The organism is Desulfofundulus thermosubterraneus DSM 16057 (assembly GCF_900142025.1).
In the GTDB taxonomy this organism is placed as follows: Bacteria; Bacillota; Desulfotomaculia; order Desulfotomaculales; family Desulfovirgulaceae; genus Desulfofundulus; species Desulfofundulus thermosubterraneus.
Genome location: NZ_FQZM01000062.1, coordinates 1 through 12,422 on the forward strand (window position 1 = coordinate 1; position 12,422 = coordinate 12,422).

The 12,422-nt window shown below is 58.5% G+C and carries 14 protein-coding genes and 1 riboswitch; of the genes, 12 read left to right on the forward strand and 2 right to left on the reverse strand.

Annotated features, from left to right (window positions below; translation table 11 throughout):
* Window positions 1-257, reverse strand: a 257-nt coding sequence (locus tag BUA65_RS16485; RefSeq protein WP_242656337.1) for a type II toxin-antitoxin system VapC family toxin, incomplete at its 3' end; no start/stop codon positions are given.
* Between the two features lies 1 nt (window position 258).
* On the reverse strand, window positions 259-492 hold the full coding sequence (locus BUA65_RS16490; RefSeq protein WP_072870397.1) for a hypothetical protein: 234 nt from the start codon (window positions 490-492) through the stop codon (window positions 259-261).
* A gap of 242 nt (window positions 493-734) precedes the next feature.
* Here BUA65_RS16490 and BUA65_RS16495 point away from each other — a divergent pair, with 242 nt between their 5' ends.
* The 12 genes from BUA65_RS16495 to BUA65_RS16550 form a co-directional block, all read left to right on the forward strand.
* Window positions 735-1,517, forward strand: a complete 783-nt coding sequence (locus BUA65_RS16495; RefSeq protein ID WP_072871339.1) for a fumarylacetoacetate hydrolase family protein — start codon at window positions 735-737, stop codon at window positions 1,515-1,517.
* Window positions 1,518-1,553: 36 nt separating this feature from the next.
* A riboswitch (cobalamin riboswitch) is annotated at window positions 1,554-1,875 on the forward strand.
* Between the two features lie 109 nt (window positions 1,876-1,984).
* A complete protein-coding gene (thiC, locus tag BUA65_RS16500) occupies window positions 1,985-3,283 on the forward strand; it encodes a phosphomethylpyrimidine synthase ThiC (protein ID WP_072871318.1) in 1,299 nt (432 codons plus the stop codon).
* A gap of 2 nt (window positions 3,284-3,285) precedes the next feature.
* Entirely contained in the window at window positions 3,286-4,560 is a 1,275-nt protein-coding gene (gene bzaB / locus BUA65_RS16505) for a B12 lower ligand biosynthesis ThiC-like protein BzaB (protein WP_072871320.1), read from the forward strand.
* A 33-nt stretch (window positions 4,561-4,593) separates the two neighbouring features.
* A complete protein-coding gene (locus BUA65_RS16510; RefSeq protein ID WP_072871322.1) occupies window positions 4,594-5,610 on the forward strand; it encodes a methyltransferase in 1,017 nt (338 codons plus the stop codon).
* A 16-nt stretch (window positions 5,611-5,626) separates the two neighbouring features.
* Window positions 5,627-6,175, forward strand: a complete 549-nt coding sequence (locus BUA65_RS16515; RefSeq protein ID WP_165613289.1) for a DUF2284 domain-containing protein — start codon at window positions 5,627-5,629, stop codon at window positions 6,173-6,175.
* A 123-nt stretch (window positions 6,176-6,298) separates the two neighbouring features.
* Window positions 6,299-7,900, forward strand: a complete 1,602-nt coding sequence (locus BUA65_RS16520; RefSeq protein WP_072871324.1) for a B12-binding domain-containing radical SAM protein — start codon at window positions 6,299-6,301, stop codon at window positions 7,898-7,900.
* A gap of 157 nt (window positions 7,901-8,057) precedes the next feature.
* Window positions 8,058-9,194: an MFS transporter gene (locus BUA65_RS16525; RefSeq protein ID WP_072871327.1), complete on the forward strand. Its 1,137-nt coding sequence runs from the start codon at window positions 8,058-8,060 to the stop codon at window positions 9,192-9,194.
* A gap of 208 nt (window positions 9,195-9,402) precedes the next feature.
* On the forward strand, window positions 9,403-9,801 hold the full coding sequence (locus BUA65_RS16530; protein WP_072871329.1) for a PadR family transcriptional regulator: 399 nt from the start codon (window positions 9,403-9,405) through the stop codon (window positions 9,799-9,801).
* Between the two features lie 53 nt (window positions 9,802-9,854).
* Entirely contained in the window at window positions 9,855-10,667 is an 813-nt protein-coding gene (locus tag BUA65_RS16535) for an extracellular solute-binding protein (RefSeq protein WP_072871332.1), read from the forward strand.
* 100 nt (window positions 10,668-10,767) lie between these two features.
* Window positions 10,768-11,736, forward strand: a complete 969-nt coding sequence (locus BUA65_RS16540; protein ID WP_072871334.1) for a sulfite exporter TauE/SafE family protein — start codon at window positions 10,768-10,770, stop codon at window positions 11,734-11,736.
* Between the two features lie 116 nt (window positions 11,737-11,852).
* Window positions 11,853-12,080, forward strand: coding sequence for a heavy-metal-associated domain-containing protein (locus tag BUA65_RS16545; protein WP_072871337.1), 228 nt, complete (start codon window positions 11,853-11,855; stop codon window positions 12,078-12,080).
* Between the two features lie 69 nt (window positions 12,081-12,149).
* Window positions 12,150-12,422 (forward strand): transposase zinc-binding domain-containing protein (locus BUA65_RS16550; protein WP_207543925.1); only part of this gene is annotated, 273 nt, incomplete at its 3' end.

Below are 12,422 nucleotides of genomic sequence, written 5' to 3' on the forward strand. Positions count from 1 at the left end.
GCCGACTCTTCGTCTTCCGGCGTTATGCGTAAAATATTTACAAGTTTACTTTTTCGCAGGCTCTGCCCATATGTAACCGCCACGCGGTGACCAAAATTATATCGCAGAATGGTCATCAATTCATCAAAAATAAAATTCGTCGTCACAAGAGAAAGCGGGGGGTTCTCCAGGAACTGGACCGCTTCACAATGATGGGGGTCGTCTGCGTAGGCGTGAGCGTAAAAAAAGCTGGTATCCACAAAAATCTGCCGCAACATATCACGTCCTGTAAAGAGCTTCATCTAAACTTTCGCTGATCAAGTTTTTGAGTAATGGCTCACGGGCGATCCCTGCTACTTCGAGAAGAGGTTCCTTTGCGTTTTGTCCGCTTTTATTTGCCTTGCTGGCAATGAGTTCCCGTAAAACGGCTGATATGGAGCGGCCCTGCCGGGAGGCCAGTTCACGCAGGAACTGGTACTGCCACTCTTCCACTACCACCTGCATGCGCCTCATACAAGCATCACCTTAAGCTATAGTTATTACACACTTGATTTTATACATTACACAACTGTTGTCAAGTAAGAAATGGACGGTGCCAGGCACTTAACTTATTAATGAAACAGCAGCCGGCCCTCTATGAAAGTGCCCTGGTCAGCGCCTTCATCCGGGCGCACAAGCCCCTGTACTCACCCAAAAAGTATGGTAAAATAATAAAGCATCAAAATCTCATCAACTGTAGCAGGGGTGTTTTTTTTATGCGTATTGGTCGTTTTCATTACAGGGGAGAAATTTTCTACGGCATAGTTGAAGGTGAGATGGTTTTACCGGTGGCCGATCCCTTTCAATCTTTGGAACCGGTATCCGGGCGGCAGTTTGCCCTGCCGGAGCTGGACCTGCTGGCTCCCTGCCTGCCCACCAAGGCGGTGTGTGTGGGGCTCAATTACCGGGACCACGCCCTGGAGCTGGGCATGGCCCTGCCGGAGGAGCCGGTTCTTTTTTTAAAGCCATCCACCGCCGTAATCGGTCCCGGGGAACCCATTGTTTACCCGGCTATGAGCCGGCAGGTGGACTACGAGGCCGAACTGGCGGTAGTGATCAAGAAAAGGGCGCGGCAGGTGCGGGAAGAAGAGGCTGGAGACCACATTCTAGGTTACACCTGTGCCAATGACGTTACCGCCCGGGACCTCCAGAAAAAGGACGGGCAGTGGACCCGGGCCAAATCATTTGATTCCTTTCTGCCCCTGGGCCCCTATATCGTCACCGGCCTGAACCCGGGGGACAGGGAAGTTTCGCTCTACCTCAACGGGGAGCGAAAACAGCATTCCTCCACGGCCCAGCTGATCTTTCCAGTATACCGGCTGGTCAGCTTTATCTCCCGCATCATGACTCTTCTGCCTGGAGATGTCATCCTTACCGGTACTCCCGCCGGGGTGGGGCCCGTGCAGCCGGGCGATCATGTGGAAGTGGTTGTATCCGGCATCGGCCGGCTGGCCAACCCGGTGGTCCTGCAGGGGGGAACCGTTCCAATTTTTGCTTGACGTTCTCGGGACGGTGTGATAAAATTCCATCAACAATAACTGGATAGTCAAACAGGTGCCCCTGCTGGGGGAGAATAGGGAAGTCCGGACGCTTCGGCACTCAGGTTATCGGCTGGATTGGGCTGGAGTTGCGACTGGAAATCTTCGCAGCTTCACCGCGTGGAGATTGCCGGTGCCAGAGGCGGAAACGGCGCGGTCCCGCCACTGTAGTCGGGGAGCTTGTCCCGGTCACTGGCCCAGCACTCACTGGGTTACATCCAATGGCACGCTTGTTCAGCAGATGAGTGCTAGCCGGGAAGGCCGGGATAAAAAGCGATGATCCGTTAGCCAGGAGACCTGCCTGTTTGAGAGGATGGCTGCTCTCGCGCGAAAGGGCGGTCGTGTGCGGAGGATGATGGTAAAGTCCTCAGCCAGGTAAAGTTTTGGCTGGGGACTTTTTATTTTACTTCCATGGAGGTGGGTCGAAAATGCCAACGCAAATGGCCAGGGCCCTGGCCGGAGAGATTACCCCGGAAATGAAAAGGGTGGCCGGGCGGGAGGGGTTGGATCCGGAGTTCGTCCGCCGGGGAGTGGCGGAAGGCACCATCGTCATACCCCGCAATCGCATAAGAAAGAACATTGATCCCGTGGGCATCGGAGCTGGCCTTGCTGTGAAGGTAAGCGCCAGTGTGGGCCTGGCGGGGGAAGGGGACACCATCGAGGGCGAGGTGGCCAAGGTGCGCGCCGCCGTAGAGGCCGGGACTGACGCGATCATGGATTTGAGCGTGTGCGGGGATATTGACGGCGCCCGGCGGGCCGTGCTGGCCGCAACCACTACACCCGTGGGCACCCTGCCCGTATACCAGGCCCTGGCCGAAGCCCGGGAGAAGTACGGGGCGGCGGTCAAAATGAAGGTGGACGAAATGTTCGAGGTCATCGAGCGGCAGGCCGCCGACGGGGTGGATTTTCTAGCCCTGCACTGCGCCACCACCTGGCAGACCCTGCGGGCGGCCGGAAAGCACCGCCGCATCGATTACCTGGTCAGTCACGGGGGCAGCCACTTAATGGGCTGGATGATTTATAACCAGAAGGAAAACCCCCTTTACGAACATTTCGACCGGCTGCTGGAGATCTGCCGCCGCTACGATGTCGTTTTAAGCCTGGCCGACGGATGGCGTCCCGGTTGCCTGGCCGATTCCCTGGACGCGGCCCAGGTGCAGGAGCTGGTGGTGCTGGGGGAACTGGTGGCCCGGGCCCGGCAACAGCAGGTGCAGGTGATGGTCAAAGGGCCGGGGCACGTTCCCCTGGGGCACCTGAAGGCTACCGTGCAACTGGAAAAGCAGCTCTGCCACGGGGCGCCCTATTTTGTCTTCGGCCCGGTGGTTACGGACATCGCACCGGGATACGACCACATCACGGCGGCCATCGGCGGGGCCCTGGCGGCCTGGGCGGGAGCGGAGTTTCTCTGCTATGTCACTGCCGCGGAGCACCTGGGGTTGCCCGGTGTTGAGCAGGTGCGGGAAGGGGTCGTTGCTGCTCGCATTGCCGCCCACGCCGCCGACGTGGCCAGGGAGCCCCGGGCGGCACAGTGGGACCTGGAAATGTCCCGGGCACGCAAGGCCCTGGACTGGGACAGGCAAATCGAACTGGCCCTCGACCCCGGCCGGGCCGGTGCCCTTCGCCGGGAGCGCAGCCGCGGTTCTCACCGGGCATGCGCCATGTGCGGCAAGTACTGCGCCATGCAAGTGGTAGGGGAATACCTGGGCAAAGAGCAGGGGGTGTGTTAACTATGACCCAGTTGTTGGCGGCCAGGGAGGGCCGCATCACTCCGGAGATGGTGGAGGTGGCCCGGCAGGAGGGAGTGGACCCGGAATTTATCCGGGCCGGGGTGGCTGCCGGTACCATCGTCATCCCAAAAAACAGGTTGCGGAAAGGAGTCCGGACCTGCGCCATCGGGCGGGGCCTGCGGACCAAGGTGAATGCCCTCATTGGCACCTCCAGCGACCGGGACGACCCGGAGATGGAGGCCCGCAAAATCGAGGTGGCCATTTCCGCCGGAGCAGATGCCATTATGGACCTCTCCACCGGGGGGGACATCGACGGCATGCGCCGCGTCAGCCTGGAAAGGTCCACGGTTCCCGTGGGAAGCGTGCCCATCTACCAGGCGGGCATCGAGGCCATTGAGAAGAGGGGCGGCATTGTGGCCATGACTCCGGAGGATATGTTTGAAGCCATAGAGAAGCAGGCGGCTGCAGGCATTGATTTTATGGCCATTCACTGTGCCCTGAATTTTGAAGTGGTCGAGCGCCTGCAGAAAACCGGACGGGTAACGGATATCGTCAGCCGGGGCGGCGCCTTCCTCACCGGCTGGATGCTGCACAACAGGCAAGAAAATCCCCTCTACGAGGACTTTGACCGGGTGTTGGACATCCTGCGGAAATACGACGTCACCTTGAGCCTGGGCGATGCCATCCGCCCCGGGTGCATTGCCGATTCCCTGGACGGCTCCCAGATCCAGGGCTTGCTGGTGGCCGGGGAACTGGTGGCCCGCGCCAGGGAAAGGGGAGTGCAGGTGATGGTGGAAGGGCCGGGGCACGTACCCATCCACCACGTGGAAACCACCATGCTTTTGCAAAAGCAGCTTTGCCACCAGGCTCCCTATTTTGTCCTGGGCACCCTGGCCATTGACGTGGCCCCGGGGTACGACCATATCACCGCGGCCATCGGCGGCGCCCTGGCCGGGGCTTCCGGGGCGGACTTCATCTGCTACGTGACGCCGGCGGAGCACCTGGGATTACCCACGGAAGAGGACGTTCGGGTAGGGGTGATGGCCGCCCGCATTGCCGCCCACGCCGCCGACATTGCCAAAGGCGTAAAGGGCGCCTGGGAGTGGGATTTGAAAATGGCCCGGGCCCGGGCTTCCCTGGACCGGGAGGCCGTGGCCAGCCTGGCCATAGATCCGGCCCTGGTGCGCTGTTACCTTGAGAAGGAAAAAGAGGAACTGTGCAGCGCCTGCGGCGATGCATGCGCCCTGCGGCTGGTGGCGGAATATTTTCAGCAGTGATTCCACTCCACCATTATTGAAGGTGGCAGGTGCATGTTTACAAGGGACACGCGTTCTTCCTCAAATGGCTGGTATATACTGGACATCTGCCGCGGCCACTGGGCGGCCCATGCACTCTTTACCGCCGTGGACCTGGGCCTTTTCGATGTCCTGGCTCAGGGCGCCCAAACTCCCGCCCGGGTGGCCGCGGTCCTGGGCACTCACCCGGAAGCCACCGCCCGCCTGCTGGTTGTCCTGGAGGGCCTGGGGCTGGTGGAAAGGGAAGGCGAGTTGTGGCGCAACGCTCCCCTGGCCGCCCGCTACCTGGTGCGGGGAAGGGATGCCTACCTGGGCCATGCGGTGCACCACTTTGCCAACCTGGCTGAAGGGTGGTCCCGGCTGGGCGAGGCCGTGCGCACCGGCCGCCCGGTGGGTTTCGAGCCCGTGGAACGGGCGAACTACGACGAGCGCCTGCGGGATTACATCCTGGCCATGCGGGATCAGGCCCGGCTCAAGGTGGAGCAACTAGCCGCCGCCCTGGATTTAAGCGGTTGCGAACATATACTGGATCTGGGGGGCGGGCCCGGGGTGTATTCCGTGGCCCTGTTAAAGAAAGATCCCCGGGCCCGGGCCACCATCCTGGACCTGGCCCCCACCCTGAAGATCACCCGGGAATTGATTGAAGCGGCGGGAATGCTGGATCGGGTGGAACTGCGTGCCGGGGATTTCACCAAGGATGAATTGGGCGAAGGGGTTTACGACCTGGTGCTGGCCTCCAATGTGGTGCATATTTATGATGCGGACACCAACCGGCAGCTTATGCGCCGGGTCTTCCGGGCCCTGCGCCCGGGCGGACAGGTGGTAATTCATGATTACGTCCTGGCTGAAGAGCCCTCCCTGGAAGCCGCCCTCTTTGACCTGAACATGCTGGTGGGCACCCTTACCGGCAGGGTGTACAGCGTTCAGGAAATGGGCAGCTGGCTGGGGGATGCCGGTTTTGAGGATGTGACTTACCACCCCCTGACCGCGGGCAGCGGGTTGTTAAAGGGGAGAAAATGGACTGACAAATAGAAGGGAGGAGGAGCCCTTGACGGGATCTTTTAACAACAGGGGCGGGCCCGTTACCGGGCCGGCTGAAGCCGTGGAGCATCTTTGCCGGGTGGCCCGGGAAGCCGGCGCAACGGAAGCCAGGGTGATAGATGTCAAAACGGTGGCCGTAGCTCCCTGGGTGCGCTGGAAATGCCGGTACGGCTGCCCCGGCTACGGCAGGAGCCTTACCTGCCCTCCCTTCAGCCCCCGGCCCGAGGAGACGGAAAAAGTGCTGGGGTGTTACCGTACGGGCCTCCTCTTTCTGGCCCCGGCATCCTGGCTGGTGCGTTACCTGGCCTCACATCTTGAACATCTGGCCTTCCGGGCCGGTTATTACAAGGCCTTTGGGCTGGGGGCGGGGCCGTGCGGCTTGTGTGAAGAGTGCAATACCGGGGGGTCGTGCCACCGCCCCGGCGAGGCCCGCCCTTCCCTGGAGGCCTGCGGCATCGACGTCTTCCAGACGTTACGTAACAACGGTCTGAATTTAACCCTGGCCCGGGAACCGGACGAACCCTGCTCCCGGGTGGGGCTGGTGCTCTTGGAGTAAAAATCGCCTTGTTAACTGCAAAGACAGCGACGAGGCACAGCCGTTACCCGTACGAAAAAACTGTGAGTGAAAATGGCTGCTGAACATTACCCTTATCATTATTTCCCGGCGAGGTGACTTGTCATGCGGGTTTTACTCCTCAACCCACCCCTGCTGACCGATCCTTATACCGATGACCTGGTGGTCAACGCTCCCCTGTCGGCCTGCCTGCTCACCGGTTACGCCGGGGCCTGTTTAAAGCAGGCCGGGTGGGACGTAACCGTTCTGGATGCGGACCTGGCCGGGCTGGACGTGGCTCAAACCAGGGAGCAGCTGCTGGCCCGGGACTTTGATTTGCTGGGTGTGCACTTAAAATTCCTGTGGGGACGGACGGCGGAGATAATGGCCCTGCTGCAGGAGGTCAAGCGGGAAAAACCCCGCATCCACCTCAACCTCTACGGCCACTACCCCACCTTTGCCTGGGAACCGCTGTTGCGGCAGTTTCCCTTTGTGGATTCAGTGGTTTTGGGCGAACCGGAGTTCACCCTCACGGATCTGGTCCGCCGGCTGGCAGGCAGGGACGAAGGGCTCTGGCAAGACATTGCAGGGCTGGCCGTGAACGGCGAAGGGGGGCCGGTGCAAAATCCCCCGCGCTGTGCCATCACCGACCTGGATGCCCTGCCCTTCCCCCTGCGGCCTTCTCCGGAGCTGGCCGCCCGGCGCAACATGCACAACTACATCCTGGGCAGCCGCGGCTGTTTTGGCCGCTGTACCTTTTGCTACCTTAATGCCTTTTACGGTCCCGGCACGGTCTGGCGGGGGCGCAACCCGGAAAATATCGTGGCTGAAATTGATGAGGTATACAAGGCCACCGGCAACCCCTCCTTTTACTTTGCCGATGCCAACTTTTTCGGCCCCGGTGAAAGGGGGCGGCACCGCGCCCTGGAACTGGCCCGGCTTTTGAAGCAGCGGGACTTCCCCCTGGTCTTTGGCCTGGAATGCCGGTCCTCCGATGTGGATGAGGAGGTGTTTGCCGGACTGGTGGAGGCCGGGTTGCGGGATGTGTTCCTGGGGGTGGAAAGCGGCGCCCAAAGCGCCCTGGACCGTTTTCAAAAGGGCACCACCGTGGCCCAAAATGAAAGGGCCATTACCGTCCTGCGCCGGCTGGGCATAAACATTGCACTGGGGTTTATCAACTTCGATCCGGGTACCACCCTGGAAGAGATAAGGGAGAACCTGAACTTTCTGCAGCGCATGGAGCTGCTGGATTGCCCCTCCACCACCGCCCACCTGTTTTTTCACCGCCAGGTCGTCCTGCGGGGAACCCCGGCCTACAACCAGATGCTGGCCCGGGGGCAGTTAAGGCCGGTTGGTTTCACCGCCCACGAGGGGGAGTACACCATCGTAGACCCCCGGGCGGAGGCGGTGGCCCGGGTGATGGGCCGGGTGTGCCGGCGGGTGTTGGAGATAACCGGAGGCGAGGACCTGTACACTGCCAGGGGGCCTAAGGTGAGCTGCTGCGGCGGGACGGGCAATGGAGGCTCCGGCGATAATTGGGGCCGTGGAAGTGCCACATCACCCTTCGTCGACCGGCAGATGATGTACCGGCGGTTAAATCTTTTCCTGCAGGACTTCCTTTCCCGGCTTCTGGATGCCGCCGGCAGGGGGGAACTGAACCTGGGTACGGTTGCCGGCTTTGTCGCGGCGGGGCAAACGGAAATAGAGGAGATCGTGAGAAACTCTTAGCAGGGCTGCCGGAAGGCAGCTTTTTCTCCGGTTACAGCCGGTGGCGGCACCGGCAGGGTCATATTATCTATGGACTAATTAAAGAATAAGAGTTAAATTAATTTATTATACATTAAATTTGCCCATGGTTTTTCATCTCAGAAAGAAGGCATGCTTTTTGGGTACATACCCGGAACCTGAAATAAATGCCGCCGTTCAAAGGAAGCCCCATATCCTGTTCATCAGCCTGGTCAATTTTTTGCTCAACTTTGCCGTGCAGGGTTCCCTTATCTTCATCCCCCTGCTGGGAGCCCAGTTGGGGGCCAGGGACTGGCAAATCGGCCTGGTGGGGGCATCTTACGGGGCGGCCTTTCTATTTTCTTCCCTGTTTTGCGGCTGGAAGTCCGATTCTTTGGGAAGGCTTTTATTTGTGCGCCTGGGGCTGGCCGCCAGCGGCCTGGCCTTTGCCGCCCAGGTACTGGCGCACAGCCTTACGGTGTTGATCCTGGTGCGCTCTGCCGTGGGTCTGGCCCTGGGAATTGCCACCGCGGCCTTGATTGCCTATGCCTTTGAGTCTGGTGCCGATATGGGCAAATATAGCTCCTACGGCTCCCTGGGCTGGATCTTCGGCGCTTTGGGGGCGGCGCTGTTGAAGGAATTCCACCTGCTCTTTATCACCAGTTCCGTCTGCTGCCTGGTGGCCCTGGTTCTATCGCTGGCCTTCAAGGAAAGAGCTGAGAAAAGGTGCAAAACCGGACCAAAGATGTGGCTGGTGATCAGGCGCAATTTCCAAATCTACCTGGCCGTGTTCCTGCGCCACCTGGGAGCCACGGCCGTCTGGATTATCCTGCCCCTGTACTTTTCATTGCTGGGCATAGACCGGTTCTGGATCGGTTTGCTCTGGGGGACTAATTTTGTCGTGCAGTTTGTGGTTATGCGCTTTTTGGAAAGGTTTGACGAAAATAAAGTCTTTGCCTTCGGCCAGCTGCTCTCCATCGGGGTATTTGCCGCCTATGCCTTTATCACCGCGCGGCCGGTCTTGTTTGCGGTGCAGGCCCTCCTGGGGGTGGCCTGGTCGTGTCTTTATGTGGGCGCCCTGCTTATTGTCCTGCGGAGCGGGGAAGAGAGGGGTACCGCCAGTGGTATCTTCCAGTCCACTTTAAACCTCTGTGGCGCCGTGGGCCCCTTCCTGGGCGGTCTGATCGCCGAGATTTGGGGGTACCAGGGAGTGATGCTTTTCGCCGCCGGGCTGGGGGTGGCCGGCCTGCTGGTGGCTGTACCGGCAGCCCGGGAGGTGCCCAGGCATTCAGCTTGATAATAAAATCCCATGGTTAAAAGACCCCGCCGGTCAAGTATGATAAGCACAGATGTTCTCTTGTTGACGTCACTGATTTTCGTGCATTCGATAATCGCCCACCTTCCACATGCTGCCAAAGCATAACTGGTTCTTGCCGGCAGGAACCGGTTATGCTATTATATTTTTAACTATAAGTGCAGAATGCTAATAGCTGAGGTGCGCTATTATGTGCAAGAACGATTGTTCCTGGAACTTAACGGCGGACCGGTTATTGCAGCCGGTACTGCTATTTCTGCTGCGTTTAAAGCCTTCCCATGGTTACGAACTCATCCAGAGGCTGGCGCAGCTGGATTTGCTGGAGGGGGAAGCGGATCCGGCCACAGTGTACCGCAATTTGCGCCGCATGGAGCAGGAAGGGCTGGTTATTTCCAGCTGGGAGGCTACGGGAACCGGACCGGCCCGCCGCAGGTACGCGGTCACGCCTAAAGGGGACGAGTTGCTGGATGCCTGGATGGTGGCCGTACGCAGGCAGAAGGAGAAGCTGGAGAAGTTTATCCAGCTTTATGAAAAAAACCAATATATGGGGAATACGCAGGGGGGTGAAAACTGTATATCAGAGGGATGATTGCCTTCCCTGGAGTTTTGACTGCCGGGTTGCTGTGGAGGTGTGTGTGAACAGTGTCACGAGCTCCCTTTCGTATCCTCCATGCCGGGGCCTTGCGGAGGCCTATGGGGGAGTGTGCGCAGGTTTTCAAGGAACACTACCCGGACCTTCCTGTGGAGCTGGAGTCGGCGGGATCCCGGGAATGTGCCACCCGCATCTATGACGGTGGCATATATGATGTGGTTGCCCTGGCCGATACGGCCGTATTTGCCCGCTGGCTGGTGCCCGATTACGTGGACTGCTATTTTGTCTTTGCCACCGACCAAATTGTGGTGGCTTTTGATCGCTTTTCCCGGGGCAGTGAGGAAATCACCCGGGACAACTGGATAGATGTGCTCCTTTCCCCGGGGGTGATCTACGGCCGTTCCAACCACAACCTGGATCCCTGCGGCTACCGGACACTGATGGTCTGGCAACTGGCGGAGAAGTTTTACGGCCGGCCGGGACTTTATGAAGCCTTGCAGGACAGCTGTTCCAGGATATATCCCAAATCCATCGATTTGGCCGGGGCGCTGGTGGAAGGAAGGGTGGACTACGCATTTTTGTACTCCTCCGTAGTCCGCCAGCTGGGCTTGTACCAGGTCAACCTGCCCTCCCGGATCAATCTTTCCAACCCCGCCCTGGCCGGTTACTATGCCACGGCCAGCGTCATTCTGGAGGGCAGGAGGCCGGGGGAAAGGGTTCTGCTTACCGGTGCGCCCATCGAGTTTGCCGTGGCGGTACCCCGCAATGCCCGCTATCCCGTGGAGGCTCAATGGTTTGTAGAGTTCATTACCGGGGTGGAGGGCCAGCAGATCCTGGAGGGCTGCGGGCTTATTCCCTGTTAGCTGGGGAGGTTTAAATTAATCATGGTATTCAGTTGATTGACATTTTTCTACCGCCGGGCCGATGTTAACTATTGCTTAAATTATAGAAGGAGGTCTTCTTATGCATTTCCCCGTGTCTGGAGTCGATGTTTTCCCCCTTGTACCCCCGCTGGTAGCTTTTCTGGTTTCTTCGATTACGGCCTCGGCCGGGGTGTCCGGAGCCTTTTTGCTCCTGCCTTTTATGGTCAGCGCCCTCGGGTTTACCACTCCTGCCGTTAGTCCCACCAACCTGATCTACAACATTGTGGCCATCCCCGGGGGGCTGGCCCGTTACATAAGGGAGGGGCGCATGGCCTGGCCCCTGACCTGGGTGGTGATTATCGCTACATTGCCGGGAGTTTTCGTGGGTGCCTGGATCCGCATCCGGTACCTGCCCGACCCGAAGGCCTTTAAACTCTTTGTGGGTCTGGTTTTGCTCTACCTGGGCGTGCGGTTGTTATACGAAACCACCGGCCGTTACCTGAAGAGCAAAGAGCAGACCAAAAACCTGGAAAAGAAGTTCCGGGAGCGGGTGCAGCTAATCAAAGGCGAATCGGCAGGCCGCATTGCTGCGGGCCTGCCCCCGGATGCGGTGGTCAAAACCCGCTCGGTATCCCTGCGCAAAATCGAATATGATTTCTGGGGGGAAACCTTCTCCTTCAGCACCCCGGTTGTTTTTACCCTGGCCCTGGTGGTCGGTCTGATCGGCGGTATCTACGGCATCGGCGGGGGAGCCATCATTGCCCCTTTTGTGGTCTCCATTCTGGGCCTGCCCGTATATACCGTTGCAGGGGCCGCACTGGCCGGCACTTTTCTCACCTCCATTGCCGGGGTTATCGTTTACCACCTCCTGTCCCTTACTGCAGTAGGGGCCCAGGCCAGCGTCTCTCCCGACTGGTTGCTGGGAGCGCTTTTTGGCGTAGGTGGCCTGCTGGGTACCTATTTTGGAGCCTATCTCCAAAAGTATTTGCCCGACCGGCTGATCCGGGGAATCCTGGGCTCTCTGGTCACCTTCCTGGCGGTGAGTTACATACTGCAGTATTTCATTTAGAAAATGTCGCCCATTTTTCATTGAAAAGTAGAAGCCGTCATGTTACCATGAGCTCAGAATGGATAGACCCGCTTGAAAATACACTCCGGCTTTATCCTTAAAGGGGGACAGTGGTGATGGGCAGTGAAAATTTGATCCTGCGCATCGAGGGAATCCGTTCCGAGGATGACCGGTTGGAAGTAAAAAAGATTCTGGAAAGTATAAACGGTGTCAGCTGGGTTTGCGTGGACGGTACAGCCGGCACCGCGGTGGTTGTATTCGATCCCGATCACACTCCCCAGGATGAGCTGATTAATGCGGTGATGGAAGCCGGGTATACGGTGAAGCGGTTTTTTAATTGTTAAGGAAAGTATACTTTTTGGGGGGCTCTTATAGGGGTACCCAATGAGCCCATATTATGGTAATATTTAGACATGAGGTACTCGTCGAAAATTAAAGAAATACTGAAGTTAAAATGGCCTGAGTTTGAAGCGAAGTATTCAGCGGCTATCCGTGAATGCGAAAAGGAAGCTGTCACTAAGGTCCTTGGATGTGGGGACCCCCAAAACGGGTTTGCTGAATACTGGTGTTTAGATTGCGGGGGCAAAGAAAAAAAGATCGTTCCATTTACTTGCAAAAGCAGATTTTGTCCCTCATGTGGTAAGGTTTACACAGATAAATGGGTTGAAAAGATGTCAAAAGAGATG